Below are 18,478 nucleotides of genomic sequence, written 5' to 3' on the forward strand. Positions count from 1 at the left end.
AAAAAACGCTCGGTTATCTTCTCCCCGCACCCGGATGATGATGTGATATCGATGGGTGGTACCTTCATCCGCCTGGTTGACCAGGGACATGATGTGCATGTGGCCTACCAAACATCGGGCAATACCGCCGTCTGGGACGATGATGTGCTGCGCTACATGGAATTTGCTATCGATTTTACCAACAGCATTGGCGAGGACGGCGGCCATCTGACGAAATTATACGAAGAAATGCGCGCTTTCTTCCCGCAAAAACAACCCAACCAGATTGATACCCGCGAAATCAGGAATGTAAAAGGTTTCATCCGTAAAACAGAGGCAATTTCAGGAGCCCGTTATGCAGGTTTACAAGACGATCATATCCACTTTATGGCCTTACCGTTTTACGAAACCGGTAAAATCAAAAAGAACACCGTTGGTGAGGAAGATATCCTGTTAACCATCGACCTGTTGCAAAAAATAAAACCGCAACAAATCTTTGCAGCCGGAGATTTTGCCGACCCGAATGGAACCCACCTGGTTTGTTTTAACATTATCCTTGCAGCTCTTGACCGTTTGAAAGCAACCGAAGAATGGGTAAAAGACTGTTGGCTATGGATGTACCGTGGCGCGTGGCACGAGTTCCCTACCCACGAGATTGAAATGGCGGTGCCATTATCTCCACAGGAAGTTATCCGCAAGCGTAACGCGATCTTCAAACACCAATCACAAAAAGATCGCCCTGTTTTCCCAGGTGACGATGCGAGGGAATTTTGGGTACGCGCTGAAGACCGCACAAGCGAAACCGCAAAAAAATACGACCAATTAGGCCTGGCAGAATATGAGGCCATCGAGGCGTTTGTGAGGTATAGGTTTTAAGTTTGTTGGTTGATGGATCATTTGTTGATGGTTCATGGCTGTAGAGGATTAGTGAAAAGCGATGGGGTTGCCTCATCGCTTTTTTTATTTAATGTTGGCATTTAACCAACTTTTGTTTTTATATTTGTCAATAGCAGCATATGATAATTATAAACCTTCGCAAAGTTGATCAGTTTGCAAAAAAACATTCGGATTCCGGGAAAAGCTTCAGTGTTTGGAAAACTGTTACCGAGGCTGCAAAATGGAAAAAGAGCATAGATGTTTTAAAGGATTTTCCAACTGCCAAGATCATTAAAGGTGACAGAGCAAGGTTTAAAATAGTTGGCAATAAGTATCGCCTTATTATAGAGGTTGATTATAAAGATGCTATCGTAGAGATAAGGTTTGTAGGAACACACGCTGAATATGATGAAATAAATGCCGAAACTATCTAACAAAAAAACCAAGAAACATGACAAAACCACAGTGGTTCATAATAGAAACCGAAGAAGATTATAATCAGGCTCTTGAACGCTATGAAAAAGTTAAGCGTTCTGAAAAAAGTTCTGAAGAACATAAGGAAAAACAATTGCTTGTCCTGCTTATTTCTGAATACGAAAAAGCACACAGCGATCTACCCGAAGTAGACCCTATCGAATTAATAAAAATACGCATGGAGGATTTTGGTTACAAATCTTCCGACCTGGCAAAAGAGTATGGTGATAAGGGCACCGTTAGTAAAGTTTTAAATTACAAACAGGCCCTGTCTTTAACTATGATCAGGAAATTTAGCGAATTATTGCACATTCCTGCGTCGGCATTGATCAAAGAATACCAATTGGCAGAATAGGCTTAAAAACCTATCTTCCCATTCACCAGCTCAACAATCTCTGCTTCCAAAGCAATTGCCTGGCGTTCAATCTCGTTGCCCCGGTAAATAATATCCAAAACATAATCCTTATCCTTATACCCGGAAGCATTGATCTTCACGTTCATAAACGCGCCCAAAACAGCAGCGCGGGCGCAAAGGGCAGCTACACCGGCATCGGTTACGGAGTTGGGGTTGCCTATCTCCACCATCGCCTTAATCACTTCAATACTGCTCAGCGCGGTCTGCATCACTTTAAAAGGGATTTCAATAGCGTATTTGGTAGCATCCTGGATTGCCTGATCCCTTGCAGCCTTTTCTTCGTCGGTAGATTTGGGCAGGCCGAAAGATTCCATGATCTTATTGAAAGCTGTAGTATCTAAATCGACCAATGCCAGCAACTCATTTTTATATTGCTGCGCCTGCTCAGCCCAGTCGCTGAACTCCAGCCAGCGGCTGTCCCATCCTTTTTTGTGCGAGCTTAGGTTGGCCACCATGCCAGCCAACGAAGCGCCTAATGAGCCTACATATGCTGAGATAGAGCCACCGCCGGGCGCAGGGCTTTCGCTGGCCGTTTCGTCGGCAAAGTCAGTCAGGCTCATCGATATGAGCTTACTATCAGCCTTACCTTTTAATAAATATTCAATAATACGCTCTTCGGGAACAAAAGGGCCAAGTTCATCCAGCCCCATCGATTTGATGGCTATTTTGATCAATTCCTTTTCGCTAACACCAACGGAGCGCTGTTGCTTTTTCAGGAAATATTTACCGGCATCCAACATCGCTTTTAAAGGGATTAAGCCCACCAGTTCGCTGCCTGTTACCCGAATGCCGCGCTCATTGGCTTTGTTGCAAACTTCGTCAAAAGCCACATGAACAGGGGTTATTTCGATATTGGTCAGGTTCATCGAGATTTGGGCGACACCATATTCTTCGATATACCAGCCGATGGCTTTAACCGCTTTTAATGAGCCAGGGATTGATTTAGGTTTGCCATTCTCGTCTGTTATGATTTTGCCGGTAACCGGATCGCCCTCACGCAAAACACGTCCAGCTTCGCGCACATCAAACGCAATAGCATTTGCCCTGCGGGTTGATGTAGTGTTGAGGTTCACATTGTAAGCTACCAGGAAATCCCGGGCACCTATTACGGTAGCCCCGCGCTTAATGTCATTCTCGGCCGGGCCGTAGTCTGGTGCCCATTCGGGCAATTTTATCTTCTTAAAAAAGCCTTCATATTCTCCGGCACGAATGACCGAAAGGTTGCTCCTGCTTTTGTTGGGCTGCGCATTCTCATACAAATAAACCGGTATCTGCAACTCCTCCCCTACAAGCTTTGCCAACTGCCTGGCATACTCAGCGGTTTCTTCCATACTGATATTGCTAATGGGTATCAGCGGGCAAACATCAGTAGCGCCCATCCTCGGATGTTCGCCTTTCTGTTTGCTCATATCAATCAGCTCCCCCGCTTTTTTTATGGCGAGGAAGGCCGCTTCAATCACCCGTGAAGGTTCACCTACAAAAGTTACTACGGTGCGGTTGGTGGCCTTGCCCGGGTCTACATTCAGTAACCTTACCCCATCAACCGATTCCACTTCGTTGGTTATCTGTTTAATAATATCAAGGTTTACACCTTCGCTAAAATTGGGTACGCATTCAATTAATTTCGTCATTGGTCATTGGTCATTAGTCATTGGTCTTATCGCTTTGTTAAGATCAACGAAATCAAAATAAATCATTCGTCCAAACCTGGGTTGGTTTCAATTTCCCTTGCTGGTATAATATTTCGCGGTAATCATCGCATGGGTAGGCCTGCATATCGGCAAGTTTACCTTTGCTTAAGATACCGCGATCGTTTAGTTTTAGAGCCTGTGCTGCGCGGGCTGTCAGTCCCGTAAATACTTCGGCGGCGCTTAGCTTTTCTGCGGCGGCCATTACAGCGGCTTGCATCAGCAGGTCTCCCATTGGTGCCGAGCCGGGATTCCAGTCGCTGGCAATGGCCAGGCATGCACCGGCATTTAGCAGCTTGCGGGCGGGTGCGTAATGCATGCCCAAACCTAACGATGCGCCGGGTAAAGTTACAGCTACGGTATCAGAATTGGCCAATAATTTTATCTCATAGTCGCCACTGGCTTCCAGGTGATCGGCCGATGCTGCGCGGGCCTTAACGGCAACCTCACTGCCGCCGGTGGTAAACTGGTCGGCATGTACGGTTACCTCGAAACCCAGTTGCTTGGCTTTGGCCAGGTAGTTTAAAGCGTCGCTGGTATTGAAGGCACTTTGTTCGATGAAAACATCGACCCTATTGCTTAATCCCTTTTGTTTGACAACAGGCAATAAGTTATTTAAAACATGATTTAGATACTCCTGTTGGTTGCCGTTAAAATCCTTAGGTAATATGTGCGCAGCAAGGCAGGTTGATATTAAACTCGCATTTGTTTTATCAGCCGCCACTTTTATTGCGTTTAACTGTTTTAACTCGCCCTCGACACTTAAGCCGTAGCCACTTTTTATTTCGATAGTGGTGACGCCTTCGCTTACATGCCGTTGTACGCGCTTCAAAAGCAGGTTGGTCAGCGTCGCTTCATCTGCAGTGCGGGTTTGAGTAACCGAATCCCAAATGCCCCCGCCGAATTGCGCTATCTCCAAATACGTTTTACCGCTATTGCGCATGGCGTAGTCCTTTGCGCGGCTGCCGGCAAAACAAATATGGGTATGGCAATCTATAAAACCAGGCAACAGTACGTTACTGCCGTTAATTTCTTCTATTGGTGCCGACGGATAATTTGACCGGAGGTTTTCAAAGTCATCAACTGCAAGTATTAGTCCGTCTTCAATCAGCACGCCTCCGTTTGGGATGATGTGTAACTGTTCGTCCTTTAGAGCGCCCTTTAACGGAAGCCCAGTGAGCGGAAGGATTTGCGTGAATGGGCCTATTAGTTTTTTCATAAATATCAGCAGCCCCCTCTAAATCTCCCCCTGAAGGGGGAGACTTTCAAAAGCTCAGGTTTTATTCAACATTCTTTTTAAAGCCCTCCCCTTCAGGGGAGGGTTGGGTGGGGCCTACCACACCTTCAACCCAAACTTCTCCGCCCACTCTTCAGCCTTATCATATCCTGCATCGGTATGCCTGAATATCCCCATCGCCGGGTCATTATATAAAACGCGTTTAAGGCAGGTGGCTGCCCTGTCGGTGCCGTCGGCCAGCACCACCATGCCTGCATGCTGCGAATATCCCATGCCTACCCCGCCGCCGTGGTGAAACGAGATCCAGGTAGCACCACCCGATGCATTGGCCATCAGGTTAAGCAGCGGCCAGTCGGATACAGCATCCGAGCCATCTTTCATCGATTCGGTTTCGCGGTTGGGCGATGCTACCGAGCCACAATCCAAATGGTCGCGGCCGATTACTATCGGGCCTTTTACCTTACCTGTTGCTACCAATTCGTTAAAAAGCAGCCCCGCTTTCTCCCTGTCGCCCATGCCCAGCCAGCAAATGCGGGCAGGCAATCCCTGGAATGAGATTTTTTCTCTCGCATTGGTCAACCACTTGGCCAGCGGCTTATCCTCAGGGAACAGTTCCATCAAGGCCTTATCGGTAGTATAAATATCCTCCGGATCGCCGGAAAGGGCTACCCACCTGAACGGCCCTTTACCCTCGCAAAACAGCGGGCGAATATAGGCAGGTGTAAATCCGGGGAAATTAAAGGCGTTCGGTTCACCACCCTGCCGGGCAAATTCGCGCAGGTTGTTGCCGTAATCAAAAGTTATTGCACCGCGTTTTTGTAATTCCAGCATCAGGCCTACGTGCCTGGCCATACTTTTTAACGATAGGCGCTTGTATTCTACAGGATCGCTCTTGCGTAAATCCAAAGCTTCCGTTAACGGCAGACCATTCGGGATATATCCATTCAGTGGATCATGTGCTGATGTCTGATCGGTTAAAATATCGGGAATAAGGTCGTCATTCAATAATCTTTGCAGCAGATCGCCGGCGTCGCTTACCAGGCCTACAGACAGGGTTTCTTTTTTGTAGATAGCTTCTTTTACCCAGGCTATGGCTTCTTCGTAAGAGTAAGTTATCCGGTCGATATATTGCGAATCCAACCTTTTTTGGATACGCGTTGCATCCACATCCGCACCTAAAAATACACCGCCTGCCATGGTTGCCGCCAATGGCTGAGCGCCGCCCATACCGCCTAAACCGGCGCTTACAACCAGCTTGCCGGCCAAATCGCTATTAAAATGCTGGTTACCGCACTCTACAAAGGTTTCGTAGGTGCCCTGCAAAATACCTTGTGTACCTATATATATCCAGCTACCGGCGGTCATCTGGCCGTACATCATAAGGCCTTTGGCGCGCAGATCATTAAAATGCTCCCAGTTGGCCCATGCGGGCACCAGGTTGCTGTTGGCTATTAAAACCCGTGGCGCTTCTGGATGGCTGCGGATAATGCCAACCGGCTTGCCCGATTGCACCAGTAAAGAGTGATACTCGTCTAGCTCCAGCAACAACTCAATAATTTTCCGCAGCGATTCCGGGTTGCGGGCAGCCTGCCCAATACCGCCGTATACCACCAAATCAGCAGGATTTTCGGCAACTTCGTCATCAAGGTTATTGAGGAGCATCCGCAAAGGAGCTTCGGTTTGCCAGCTTTTGGCGTGCAGCTGCATACCACGGGGCGCTTTGTACACCGGGTGGCTGGCGTAGGTATTAATAAATTCCGAACTCGTCATGGCTGAGGTTTATTTGGTGATGAATAGCAGCGTTATTGGCAGTCGCCAAAAACGAGCCATCGGTAATAATTTGATGTAAACGGTTAATATCATCCGCAAAAACGCGGTCGTCATTGATAAACGGAACGTATTGGCGCACGTGATCATGCAGCGCCTCAACAACCGGGGTTGATTTTAATGGCCTGCGAAAATCCATCGCCTGCGCCGCATACAGCAACTCAATGGCCTGGATGTATTCTATATTATCTAACACCATGTGTAGCTTTCGTCCGCTGATAGAACCCATGGATACATGATCTTCCTGCCCTAATGACGTAGGCACACTATCGGCACTTGCCGGGAAGCACAGGGTTTTGTTTTCGGTAACCAAAGCCGCGGTGGTGTATTGCGGTATCATCAGACCTGAATTTAGCCCTGCATCATGAGTAAGTAGTTTAGGCAGACCATACCGGCCTTCGCTCATAAGGTAACAGCGCCTGTCGGCTATATTGCCCAGTTCGGCAGCGGCCACGGTGGCATAATCCAAGGGTAAAGCCAAGGGCTGGCCGTGAAAGTTACCGCCGCTAATGGTATCATCGGCATTAAAAATAACGGGATTATCGGTAACCGAGTTCAGTTCAATTTCGGTAAGTTCTTTTAAATGCAGCCAGGCATTACGCGATGCACCGTGTACCTGCGGCATACAGCGCAACGAATAAGGGTCCTGCACCCTATCGCAATTAATATGCGAGGAATTGATCTCCGATCCGTTTAATAAAGTAAACAGGCGGTCGGCAACCATTTTGGTGCCTTTAAACGGGCGCAAAGCATGGATGCGGGCGTCAAAAGGCCTTACCGACCCCATCAGCCCTTCTAATGACATGGCACCAATCAGGTCGGCACGGTTCAACGCATCATCCAAACGCTCAACTGCTTTTATTGCGAAAGCTAATATAAATTGTGTGCCGTTTATTAAAGCAAGCCCTTCTTTAGGGCCTAACACTAATGGAGCCAGGCTATGTTTTTGTAATATCTGTGCTGCTGGTTTGCGTTCGCCATTTTCATAAACCTCACCTAAACCTATTAAAGGTAAAAACAGGTGCGATAAAGGGGCCAGATCGCCCGAAGCACCTACAGATCCCTTTTCGGGCACAATGGGTATAATATCGTTATCAATTTGCCAGATAATACGTGTTAACGTATCCGGCGCAACACCAGAGAAGCCTTGTGCCAAAGCATGCACTTTTGTTATCAGCATCAGTTTGGCTATCTCCTGCGGGATAGGCTTGCCTACCCCAACGCTATGGCTTTTAAGGATATTACTTTGCAGCAAACTGGTATCGGCCTCTGATATATGGGTATCGCATAGCGGGCCAAAACCTGTATTGATGCCATAAACCGGCTTTTGTGCATGAACAATTTTTGCAACCTCGCCCCAGGAGCTGCGAATAGCCTTATCAGCATCTGCATCGATAATCCCCCGCGTTTTGCCTGCGGCAATAGCAAGGCAAATGCCAATGGTTAAATGATTTGTGCCGTAGTTGAAAATGCTATTCATGGTCGGCAGGTTTTAAATTAGCTGATAATTTTTTGCTGATAACGGCAGATAGGTTGCTTGAGCGGAAAGTATTTTCAACAGCCGTAATGGCAGGCAGCAGTTGTTGCGATACAGCATCAGTATCTACCAGTTGGGTCATAGCCTGGCTGATGGCATCCCACACGGGCAATATCTGCTTTAGCAGTGCACGGCCACTATCGGTTAAAGTAACCAGTTGCCTGCGGCCATCGTCGGCACAGGTAGCGCTGGTAACCAGGCCCCGGTTTTTCAAATTGGTAATCAGCTGGCTTGCAGCCGGGTGCGAAACCTCGATCTGCTCGCTCAACTCTTTAATAGATAAAGCATCGTTTTTAGAGAGTAAATAAAACACCGGAAACCAGCTGGCGTCAAAATCTATCCCCTCATTTTGGTAGGCACGGTTAATTTCGGCCAAAAAAGCCTCGCTTAATCGCCTCAACCTGCTACCCAATACCAAATAACCCAGGCTTTGATATAAATTCATAGTGCAATTTATATAAGTGCTTATATAATTGCAAATGTTTTAGGAAAGATTTTTTTTGCGGGGGGAATAAAGTATATTGTATGATGGCGCAGCCTCGCCGGGCGAGGCTGCGCCCGAATGGTTGAGTAAACCCACACACGTCATGGGTAGTTGTAAAATTTGGCGGAACTCTGAAGGGGGAATAACATCGTAAAAAAGGGTTGTCATGGTGAGCCTGTCGAACTATAGCAGGCAAAGGCCTCTCCGCGCGAGTCTTCGACAGGCTCAGACTGACAGGCTAAMACACCTCGAAAGAAAACAYGTCATGGGTGGTGGTAAAATTTCGGGAAACTCTGAAGGAAACATTGCGTCGCACAAAGGGCTGTCATGGTGAGCCTGTCGAACCAGAGCGGGCAAAGGCCTCTCCGCGCGAGTCTTCGACAGGCTCAGACTGATAGCCCCCCACCTTGAAAATCCAACACCTCATACTAACTTGTCTCAGATCCCACTGGAAAGACAGTAGACGTACTGTTCAGCTTGCTTGCGGGATACGGAAAAAATTAAGCATAACTCGCCTGCTTGTTAGTGTCCAAACTCATTGCCATACACTATACCTAAACTATGCTTTACCCAGCCATGTTATTCTGACGCTATTCATCTGCCGGTTGCCAAAGCTCAATAATGTTCCCTTCTGGGTCGAGAATATGGACGAATTTGCCATAGTCATACTCAGCAATCTCGTCAACAATGGTTACGTTATCTTTTTTTAGCTCGTCAACCAGCGCAACCAGGTCTTCTACCCGATAATTGATCATAAAAGGCTTTGCCGAGGGATTAAAATATTTGGTATCCTGCGGAAAAGTACACCAGGATGTGGATCCTGTTTTCGACGGATCATCGGCCTCCCGCCACTCAAACGTTGTTCCGTATTCGCTTTTAGGCAATCCAAGGTTTTTGGCATACCATTCATTCATACTTTGCGGGTTTTCGCATTTAAAAAATACGCCGCCTATGCCTGTTACTTTTTTCATATTTATTAGTTTCTGGTTTAAATTATAAGATCACTGTTAGTGTTAAGTCAGCAGTACAAAGTCGTAAGGCTAAAGGTGAATTTTTTCTTTTTTGGCTGAGAACTTAAGACTTTTAACTTAGGGCTAACCGTCAATTAATCGTTGCCCCGACAGTAGTTTGTTTAGATTTATTTTTAAGTATCAGCGCAGCTATTAAAGATACCACGATGCCAACCGGCACAATTTCCAAATAGGTGAACATAGCTCTAAAGCCGGGACTTGTTTTATATTTTTCCATCGTGACAGCCATTTCGGCTCCTTGTTTTTTTATCTCCCCGGCGCTTGCTCCACCCGCTTTCAATTCGGCCAACACCTGGGCCTGGTATTTCTCGCCAAAATCGGGGATAAAAAAGCTATAGTCTATCATCCAAACGATAACATATACAGTGGATGCTATAAGCGTTATTAAAAGCCCGATTTTAAGTGCATTTCCAAAAGAAATTATGCCGTTGTTATAGTTATCCCGGTAGTTTTTTACCGCTACAAAAATGAGTGAAAAGGCTATTATCATAGATGTATAGCCAAGCACCATCCGCGTATTTAAGCTTAAGCTGTCGCCCAGCCCCGCTTCAACAATAACAGCCCATGTGGCTGCTATAAGGCCACCAATAAGCCCGTAAACCAAAATATTTTTTTTCATTGTTTTTTATCTAAGTTTTAAAGCACGTCCAAAATTGCAGTAAGGACTTATATTTCGGGTCATCCTTTTGGGTGATTTTATAAAAAAGGCACTTATCATACTAAAAAACGGGCATTAAGGTATCGACTGTAACTTCCCCCTTTTTCAGTAACCTGTATACTGCCATTTAGCTAACCCGATTCCAAATCAACTTACCATCAATATTAATAATAAACCGCCAAATCAGCTTAAATAAAGTTTAGCTTTTTATTTACACAAGATACTATTATATAATATTTTACCTAATTTTAAATAACCAAACCTATGTTATTATGGATAAGATAGCCGCTCCTGAACCTCTTTCGGAAAACAAGCTGGAGGTTGCCATAATTAAACCGTTTGACAGCATCGCGCTCGCACTTTCGGGCGGTGGCTTTCGGGCGGCATCCTTCGCGTTAGGTGTATTATCGTACCTCGACAAAGTAAAATTTGACGATTCAACTGACGAGCTGTTTGGCCATAGCCTGTTACAAAGGGTTAGCTACATGTCGTCGGCATCGGGAGGCACCATAGCAACCACGTTGTATGCATTGTACAACAGCAAGGGCAAAAACTTCGGCGATTACTATAGCAAACTTTTAACGACGCTTACCGGCGATGAGTTATTAAAACACGCGATGAAGATATTGGCCGATAAAAAGTATTGGAAAACCAGGGAGCTTAAAAGCCGCAATATTATTAACGCGTTTGCACTGGCTTACGATAAATATTTATTTGATCATGCCGATCTTGAATCACTCCGCCATGATGGGGCGCCCGGTAAACATTTACAGGAGGTTTGCTTTAATGCCACTGAGTTTTTCACCGGCCAATCTTTCAGGCAGGATATAAAGCTGGTGCCCGATGCCGGTAAAGACCCCTATTTTACCTACGGTAATATGGTGATATACCTGGACGAAAAAACGGCGGGTAAACTAAAACTGGGCGATATACTGGCGGCATCGTCATGCTTTCCGGCAGGTTTCGAGCCTATAGTTTTTCCTGATGATTTCACGTACCCCGGCCTTTACCCGGCAGAGCTAAAAAAGGCCCTTACCATGCTGCCGCAAACCGGCGATAAACAGGAAAAGGAATTTATAAGCAAAAAAAACTTTGGGTTGATGGATGGCGGCATTACCGACAACCAGGGGCTGCAAAGCATGATGTATGCCGATGGCCGCCGTACCCGGCACGAAACCGACCTGCGGCATTTTGACTTCCTGATGGTTAACGACGTTGGCAGCCATTTTATTACCCCATATGTAATGCCCGAAGTAAAAAAGGGCTGGGAACTATCCATAAGGGGATTGATGCTCATAGCGGCTGCGATTATTGTCATTCTATCCGCAGGTATCTGGTATGGAATAAGGCACAATTGCGCTTTATTAACTGTAGGCTGCTCATTACTTACTACCGTCCCTTTAATTTTTTTGGGGGCAACGCTTTATTTAAGACAGCAGTTGTTAGGCGTTGCCAATTCGGCATTGATATTAAACTTTAAAAAGAATTTTACCGAAAGAATAATTACGGTGCTGGTTGGCTATTTTGCAAAAACACCTCTAAGCGTTATTAAACAAATGATAAGCGCAAGGGTACAATCGGTACTGATGCTTAATATGAGCATATTTTTAAAGCGGATAAGACAACTGCTTTACAATAAATTTTATTTTTCGCCGCAGTGGAAAAACCGGGGCAAGGGTAACCACATTTATGACCTTTCCTTCTCCAACAATATTAACCGTAAAGCCGATGATGGTTATAAATCACCAACGCCGCCAGTGCTTGACCCAAGTCGCGATATCCAAATTGTAGCACAGGTTGCCTTCAATATGGGTACCACCTTATGGTTTGATAAACAATCCACCGAGCAAGAACACAGCGAAGCCTGTATCATAGCCTGCGGGCAGTTTACCACCTGTTATAACCTGCTGCAACATATTATGAGGCTATTGGCTATAAAACCAGATAAAGCCCCTTTTGATAATAAATACCGTGACCGGTTAATAAAATTAGAACAGCAAATGCTGGCCGATTACGAGGCATTTAAAACCAATCCTTTTTTCTATTACAACCAATCGGGATTGGATTTTAAGGTGCCGGGCTTTAAAGAGGTTACGATGAAGGAGATTCCGTTTCCGGATGATTGGAAAGTGGATAATATTCAATCTGCCGACGTTGGTTAAGGAAGAAATTTTCTGATCAGACGCCGGGCTTTCACCTAATCCCTAATTTCGCTTTCGCTGCCGGCGTCAGGTCGATTCCATCCAAAGCAATAATTAACCTGGTGCCTTTTGATGAATCTATCACATAGCTGATTCCGTTTTCTTTGGCTATTTCGTTGATGGTAGTTATTGCCTTTTCTGATACGGGTTTTGTTAATTCTTTCTTTTTTGCTGCAACCAGTTTAATAGCTTTATCCTGAAAATCTTGCATTTGCGTTTGAATTTCTTGCAACTTTATCCCTATAGCTATGCGAGCGGAGTCTGTGAGTTTTCTGGGCCAGTCATGTGGTTCAGCCGTATATTCATCATTCATAGCTGTTAATTTATCTATAAATTGCTTTTGATAAACATCTACTTGCTTTTTTACTTCTTTTGTTTCGGGCATTTGAGCCATTAAAGCCTCAAGATCAATATAGCCTATTTTTACCTGGGCAGAGGTGGCGTTACTTCCCAATATCAAGCTTAATGATGTGAATAAGAAAATCAACGGCCTTTTCATATCACACAAATATATATTCCATTTCCGTTGGCAGTCACTTCAAACAATGTTAAAATCTGTTAATTCGATCTGAAATAAAATCCGCTCCCTTAATGTAACTTTGCCCGATGATTTTAGAGGTAGAAGAAGAATTTATTGTTGGCGAGGATACATTTCTGGATAGCGTTGTTCCCGATTCATCACATGGGGTTGTTTTTGAGGATGACCTTACAACAGGATATTTTTATGCGATAGGAAAAATGCCCGGCCAGGCAATTCTGGATGCCGTGCACATTTATAACGTAGCCGATGTAACAGATAAAGATATCCCCTGCAATATTAAAATGGCATGGACCGACGACTGGCAATTGGCCTCGTTATTAATCAATAACTACTGCCACGCTATATTTGATTTTAAAAACAAAGTTGGGTATTCGCGCAATGCCTTCCCGCCGAGCAGTGGGAAATGGAAAACCGATAATGAACGAACTGTTTTGACGGATGAGTTGATAGATAAGTTGTTGATGGGGAAATAACACCTTTAATTGCAGGTGATTTATGGTGTAAAAACCTCAATCACTTCTTTACCAGCTATTGCAAGTTGTTTCGTATCCCTGTTAAACACAACCTGCACCAAATCCTCTTTATTTACAATACTTGAATTTTGTTTGCCACTGTAAACCGATTCATCTTTATCTATAACTTCTCCGGTATTTAGACTGATAATCTTGGGATAAAGGTAAGTATCCCAGGCACGGTCGGCATCAATAGCAAACAGATTACCAAACTCACCATCAACTTTTACAGGGTTTGATATTTCGTCGGTCTCAATATCCCATATGGCAATGTGTTTTGTCGGGAAATTATCTTCGGCTTCGTCGTCAAATACCTCGTCAGACGTGCCAATCAAAACTTTAGTAGCGGTGATAAAACTTGCGGTACAAACCTCAGCACGTAAACTAGGGTACAAAGCTGAATCATCAAGTAGCAAAGGATTTTTAATGCAGGCTTTAATATTGTAAGCGTAAATTGCTTCCCTTGGATGCCAATGCCAGCCTTTACTCAATAGGTAAGTTCCGTCGGCGCTTAATTCCAATCTTGACTGAAAAAAACCGTCCGGTTCGCGTCCCGCTACATCGGTAACAATCTCCCCTGTTTCAACATTTTCAAAATCAAGTCTGCAATATTCTTTAGGACAATGAATAAGATACGTTGTTCCATCAACGGTTACAAAGGCCACAGGCCACTCATAGACGTTAGCATAATAATATGACCTGTTTATTTCCCTCAATAGGGTATCCCCTTTTAATAGTAAACCTTTCGTACCCATTTTTTGGTAAATAAAAGCATATTTACCGTCAGCTGAGCAAAGGGCACCATTAAAATCTAATGCGCCAAAAGTTTGCGTGCAAAGCTGATTCACTTTTCCGTTCAACCTGTATTGTTGACCGGCGCTTGCCCAATCAACAATGGTATTATTAAACCAAGTTATAGTTTGTATCCAGTTGGCCGTAAGGGTAGTTCTTGTCATGATGTATAATTTTTTTGTCTACCCCACTAATAAAAGCGCCACAAAAACGCCGGCCACCGTAACAACCAAACCGATAAGCGAGGCCAGCAGCGCCCGCCAGATAGTATATACGCCACCACCGGCGGCCATATGGGCCTTCATTTGTGTACCCATGAGTTGTTGCACCAATATATAGGCAGCCCAGCTGTAAGCCAGCGGAATAATATATGTTGGCACTTTCTTAGTATCGGGCAGCATAAATATCACGCCGAATAATACGATTGTTGCAAGAAGGCCAAGCACGATGGCTGTTTTTGATTTTTTGTCTTCGTTAAAAGCCCTGTAATTTTCGGATATGAGGTAGCCTGCAATTATCGGCCCGCCCAAAAAAGTAGCTACCTGTATAGACCGGAGCGTATATATCTTTTGCGAAGTTACATCTACGAAGAGTGATTTTTCTTCCTGTTCAAGGGTTTCCATGCGGTTTAGGAGTTAGTTAGGTTCATTTATACCACGCTAATATATTAAAATTTAGCCTGATGCAAAAAAACGTTATTCCTAACGGGCCGCAGTAAAAAAACGCAGTCTAAAGTATCAAAGCGGCCTTCTCGGCCGTTTTTGTTTTTCGTTTAATGTTCGCGGGTTTACCTTTTGATATTGATTTTTGGGTGTAAAGGATTTTTTAAAAGGTTGCTTTGGAGGTTCCGGCGCTGGCCGCTTGTCGTCGGCAACGCGTACGCTAATCTCACGGTCGTCAATTGTTGAGCCGTTTAACGCATCGATGGCCCTATCGGCACCGGGCTGATCTGTCATATTAATAAAACCATACCCTTTGCTTTGGCCTGTATCAATGTCGGTAATGATCTTTACTTGTTCAACCTGGCCGTACAGGGTAAATATCTCGAGTAATTCAATCTCGTCCATATCGCGGGGTATTCCCACAACAAATAATTTTACCATTCTTTTTATTGATGAATTGCAAATTTAAGTATTGCTATTATTATTCATGCATTTTATGCAAGCAATACCATTAAATATTGCTTTTTTTATGCTGATTTTTCAAATTCAGGTTTGTTTTTTGCAAGTTTTAAACTTATTCCCTCATTTTTTTTAGTTCCCTCAACATCATCCCATAATCCATTCGCCTTGCCATGGCGTTTATGGTACTGGCTATCCTGTTGGCACGGGTCGCATCGGTTTTGGCGCTGTCTATCCATTTTATAAAATAGCCGCGGTGGCTTTCGGCAAGGCTGTTAAAAAACGCTTCACCTTCGGGTTCGTATTCAAAACACTCCAGCAGGTCGGCAGGGATGGCAAATTTAAAATCGTCGTCGGGTTCAAGTTGCGCACGCAGCATAGCTCCGCGGCTTTTGTGCAGGGCTTTGCAAACATCTTTTTTTAACGCCATGATAAAATTGCCCTCGCCCATAGGCATCAGGGCCATTCCACGTACGTCTAAATTATCGAGTTTGCCCCTTACCCGGAAAGATTTCTTGTTCCCGGGCTTCATTTCCTGCGCTAAATCGGCCGGAATCTCAATATAAGTCCATCCTGTTTTTTCACCCTGTTCAGCAAATTGCAAAATAATGGTAGTAAAATCAACCATAGCGCGGTATATATTATATTTCTGTTGCTAAATATTTAATAAAAAATACCAATTGTTAAATGTTTGTTAAATCGTACAAATCTATTGATTTAGCTGTAACGAATGGAATACTGCCGCTGTCTTATAGATATAAATTAAAAAACAAATAACCTCAAAACAACAACAATATGAAAACCTTAAAATCAATAATCGCAGCATTTGCTTTAGTAATAGTTTGTGGCGCAGCCAAAGCCAACGTAATTTCAGAAGGCGATAACCTTACCCGCAATTTCGCAATAAATACGTATGTAGACGCCATGACCCGCGGCAAAATCCAGGGCCTTGGTGATGTGGTTGATCAATCGGCTAAATTTAATATGTTACGTGGTAAAAACGTGTTAAGCTTTACCAAAAACGAAATGATTGAGTCGATAAAATCAAACAAAAATATCGAGCAAAATTGCACCACCAGCACTACCATCATGGAAAGCAATGCCGACCTGGCTGTGGTAAAAGTTGATATGCAGTTTGATGGCTTTGTGCGCACCAACTACGTAACGGTTGCCAATACTGGCAAAGGCTGGAAAATTACTAACGTGTACAGCGTTTTTAAATAAAAAAGAGAGTTTTAGTTTAGTGTTTATAATGTAAGTAAGTATAGACCCCGCCAGGCGGGGTCTTTTTTATTTGGCGTAATTTTTACGATTAAGGCTAATTGTAAAAATTAAAGAGGTTGGGCAGAGCAGTTCCCACTAAAGAGGAGCAGGTATCAAATAATCTCGAATGCATAGCACGCTGTAACACACCCGACCTCGAGAGGACATTTACCTTTGCTTTGGGGGATTACTTCCCCGCTGTTGTATCCCGCTCCACCAATTCCATACCACATTTGGTGCATGTGCCGGGTTTATCAAAAGCTAAATCGGGATGCATGGTGCACATGTATTTGCTTTGCTTTTTTACTACTGTCTTTTCGGCCGGGCTGCTGCATGAGGTAACGCTGCCCAAACCAAATGTGGCTACTGCCAATATGATAATGATTTTTTTCATGATTACTTGTTATTTATAAATGAGGCAAAGCCAAACAAAGATACAACCAGTATGCCCAATGCGGCAAGCATACTTACAATGTCGCGAATATTTTTACCGGCCCAGGTCATGCCGAAATATTTATGCAGGAAGATGAAGGAGAGGCCTTCGGCCCTATCAATACCGGTTACTTTGGTGGCCAGTTTAGCTGTGGTGGTTTCGATATACCAGTTATCTCCATTAGGATAGCTTACCCGCTCAACCGGCAGGCGTTTGTTGATAAAGCCGTATTCGTTATCAAATTGCTTCACCTGATGTACTGTAACCCGGCCGCTAAAGGTTTTGAGCTCATCGGTATGATAATAATTGCTCAGGAACCTGGCATAGTCTTCATCGCCATTAAGCTGTTCCTTGCCGTCGCTGGCATTGAAATAGGTTAGCTGCTTTTGATTGTCGGTCACTTGGTAAAATATATTACCGTTAAAGCTGGTGAGCCCAACCTTGCAGATCAGGCTATCGGCAAAGGGCAATGTTAAATTAGATACGCCCAACTGTTCGCGTTTGATGATCTGCCCATAATCTGCTTTAACCGGAACGCTGTTGTGCAGCTTCACTGCCAGGTGAAACGCGCCGCTAATCACGAAGTTGAACATTACAAAGGATACGATAAGCCCTATTTGCCGATGAAAACGGTGTACGAAACGTTTATCCTCCGCCCCCTTAGTTTTGCGGTTTTGGGCGATGGTTTTAAACTTCTTCCACATTAAACCATAAACCGTTAACCCGCTGATAAGGGCAAACATCATGATAGCCATTATAATGAGTAATACCACGTTACGGAAAGTATCGCCACCCCAGCGGGCCAAAAACTGCCAGGTATGAAACTCCTCAAACAACGACAAAAAAGCCTTCCGGGTATTATTGTTAAATGTGCCCATGCGGCTTTGGCCGGTCTCTACATAAACATCCATCCCATCGGGCCTGTCGAAAGACACTTTGAATACAGGCAGTAAATGATTAATAGGCTGATACTCGCTATCAAAACTACGCTGAAGGCTCATTTGTATGGCCGATGTGCTGTCCTGTACAAAATAGCGGGCCAGGTATTCGGCATAGTCGGTATCACCATGCGGTAACAATACACCGTCGGTTGCCGAATAGTAATTATATGTACTATCTACCCCAAGTACCTGGTAAAAGGTGCCTTTTTTAAAGTTGATGAGGTTGAAGTTCCGCAAGGCAGTAATATGGTTACGGTCCAACACCCGCTGAATGGTGAGCACAGGTTTCATTTTACTTTGCGACAAAGGTTTAAATACTTCCTTTGCAATGGACGGCCTGAACCAGTTGGACATAAACGGGTGCGATAACCCGCTCAATGTCCAGAAGATGACCGGGATAAGGGCTGCTAAACCCAGCACCCGGTGCCATTTATAAAAGTTGCTTTTTATTGCTGATGATGCCATTAA

General features: G+C 44.5%; 20 protein-coding genes. 6 read left to right on the plus strand and 14 right to left on the minus strand.

All coding sequences use genetic code 11. From position 1 onward, the window contains the following. The 3 genes from AC1DU2_RS27050 to AC1DU2_RS27060 all read left to right on the plus strand — a co-directional run. The coding region (locus AC1DU2_RS27050; RefSeq protein WP_477388326.1) for a PIG-L family deacetylase at positions 1–855 on the plus strand (855 nt) is incomplete at its 5' end. Positions 856–995: 140 nt separating this feature from the next. Further along, entirely contained in the window at positions 996–1,289 is a 294-nt protein-coding gene (locus AC1DU2_RS27055) for a type II toxin-antitoxin system HigB family toxin (protein WP_477360240.1), read from the plus strand. A 17-nt stretch (positions 1,290–1,306) separates the two neighbouring features. Further along, entirely contained in the window at positions 1,307–1,684 is a 378-nt protein-coding gene (locus AC1DU2_RS27060; protein ID WP_477360242.1) for a helix-turn-helix domain-containing protein, read from the plus strand. Between the two features lie 2 nt (positions 1,685–1,686). Here the strand turns inward: AC1DU2_RS27060 and ftcD are convergent, their stop codons facing one another. From ftcD to AC1DU2_RS27095, 7 genes are all read right to left on the minus strand, one after another. Beyond that, on the minus strand, positions 1,687–3,375 hold the full coding sequence (ftcD, locus tag AC1DU2_RS27065) for a glutamate formimidoyltransferase (RefSeq protein WP_477388328.1): 1,689 nt from the start codon (positions 3,373–3,375) through the stop codon (positions 1,687–1,689). A 52-nt stretch (positions 3,376–3,427) separates the two neighbouring features. After that, positions 3,428–4,651, minus strand: a complete 1,224-nt coding sequence (gene hutI / locus AC1DU2_RS27070) for an imidazolonepropionase (protein WP_477388330.1) — start codon at positions 4,649–4,651, stop codon at positions 3,428–3,430. Between the two features lie 114 nt (positions 4,652–4,765). After that, positions 4,766–6,439 carry a urocanate hydratase gene (gene hutU / locus AC1DU2_RS27075; protein WP_477388332.1) on the minus strand — a complete coding sequence of 558 codons (1,674 nt, stop codon included), beginning with the start codon at positions 6,437–6,439 and terminating at the stop codon, positions 4,766–4,768. Beyond that, positions 6,417–7,976, minus strand: a complete 1,560-nt coding sequence (gene hutH / locus AC1DU2_RS27080) for a histidine ammonia-lyase (RefSeq protein WP_477388334.1) — start codon at positions 7,974–7,976, stop codon at positions 6,417–6,419. Before hutH ends, hutU begins: the two co-directional genes overlap by 23 nt. Further along, a complete protein-coding gene (locus tag AC1DU2_RS27085; RefSeq protein WP_477388336.1) occupies positions 7,969–8,478 on the minus strand; it encodes a MarR family winged helix-turn-helix transcriptional regulator in 510 nt (169 codons plus the stop codon). Before AC1DU2_RS27085 ends, hutH begins: the two co-directional genes overlap by 8 nt. A gap of 629 nt (positions 8,479–9,107) precedes the next feature. Beyond that, positions 9,108–9,488: a VOC family protein gene (locus AC1DU2_RS27090; protein ID WP_477388338.1), complete on the minus strand. Its 381-nt coding sequence runs from the start codon at positions 9,486–9,488 to the stop codon at positions 9,108–9,110. Between the two features lie 130 nt (positions 9,489–9,618). After that, positions 9,619–10,167, minus strand: coding sequence for a DUF4199 domain-containing protein (locus AC1DU2_RS27095; RefSeq protein WP_477388340.1), 549 nt, complete (start codon positions 10,165–10,167; stop codon positions 9,619–9,621). 311 nt (positions 10,168–10,478) lie between these two features. Here AC1DU2_RS27095 and AC1DU2_RS27100 point away from each other — a divergent pair, with 311 nt between their 5' ends. Next, the gene (locus tag AC1DU2_RS27100) at positions 10,479–12,368 is read left to right on the plus strand and encodes a patatin-like phospholipase family protein (RefSeq protein ID WP_477388342.1); all 1,890 of its coding nucleotides are present in this window, start codon (positions 10,479–10,481) and stop codon (positions 12,366–12,368) included. A 31-nt stretch (positions 12,369–12,399) separates the two neighbouring features. Here AC1DU2_RS27100 and AC1DU2_RS27105 read toward each other — a convergent pair whose 3' ends face one another. Further along, complete coding sequence (locus tag AC1DU2_RS27105) at positions 12,400–12,906, minus strand: OmpH/Skp family outer membrane protein (RefSeq protein ID WP_477388344.1); 507 nt, start codon at positions 12,904–12,906, stop codon at positions 12,400–12,402. 107 nt (positions 12,907–13,013) lie between these two features. On the opposite strand from AC1DU2_RS27105, the gene AC1DU2_RS27110 reads away from it, so the two are divergent. After that, positions 13,014–13,421, plus strand: a complete 408-nt coding sequence (locus AC1DU2_RS27110; RefSeq protein ID WP_477388346.1) for a DUF2251 domain-containing protein — start codon at positions 13,014–13,016, stop codon at positions 13,419–13,421. A 20-nt stretch (positions 13,422–13,441) separates the two neighbouring features. Here the strand turns inward: AC1DU2_RS27110 and AC1DU2_RS27115 are convergent, their stop codons facing one another. The 4 genes from AC1DU2_RS27115 to AC1DU2_RS27130 form a co-directional block, all read right to left on the minus strand. After that, positions 13,442–14,416, minus strand: coding sequence for a hypothetical protein (locus AC1DU2_RS27115; RefSeq protein ID WP_477388348.1), 975 nt, complete (start codon positions 14,414–14,416; stop codon positions 13,442–13,444). An 18-nt stretch (positions 14,417–14,434) separates the two neighbouring features. Beyond that, complete coding sequence (locus tag AC1DU2_RS27120) at positions 14,435–14,875, minus strand: hypothetical protein (RefSeq protein ID WP_477368182.1); 441 nt, start codon at positions 14,873–14,875, stop codon at positions 14,435–14,437. A 114-nt stretch (positions 14,876–14,989) separates the two neighbouring features. Next, entirely contained in the window at positions 14,990–15,355 is a 366-nt protein-coding gene (locus AC1DU2_RS27125; RefSeq protein WP_477368185.1) for an RNA recognition motif domain-containing protein, read from the minus strand. A gap of 133 nt (positions 15,356–15,488) precedes the next feature. Next, positions 15,489–16,001: a YdeI/OmpD-associated family protein gene (locus AC1DU2_RS27130; RefSeq protein WP_477368188.1), complete on the minus strand. Its 513-nt coding sequence runs from the start codon at positions 15,999–16,001 to the stop codon at positions 15,489–15,491. A gap of 167 nt (positions 16,002–16,168) precedes the next feature. Here AC1DU2_RS27130 and AC1DU2_RS27135 point away from each other — a divergent pair, with 167 nt between their 5' ends. Then, complete coding sequence (locus AC1DU2_RS27135) at positions 16,169–16,597, plus strand: nuclear transport factor 2 family protein (RefSeq protein ID WP_147057507.1); 429 nt, start codon at positions 16,169–16,171, stop codon at positions 16,595–16,597. A gap of 226 nt (positions 16,598–16,823) precedes the next feature. Here the strand turns inward: AC1DU2_RS27135 and AC1DU2_RS27140 are convergent, their stop codons facing one another. Further along, on the minus strand, positions 16,824–17,030 hold the full coding sequence (locus tag AC1DU2_RS27140) for a heavy metal-binding domain-containing protein (RefSeq protein ID WP_477368192.1): 207 nt from the start codon (positions 17,028–17,030) through the stop codon (positions 16,824–16,826). Between the two features lie 2 nt (positions 17,031–17,032). Next, on the minus strand, positions 17,033–18,475 hold the full coding sequence (locus AC1DU2_RS27145) for a PepSY domain-containing protein (RefSeq protein ID WP_477388350.1): 1,443 nt from the start codon (positions 18,473–18,475) through the stop codon (positions 17,033–17,035). Between the last annotated feature and the right edge of the window lie 3 nt (positions 18,476–18,478).

The sequence above is a fragment of the Mucilaginibacter sp. P4_C11 genome (assembly GCF_056402115.1).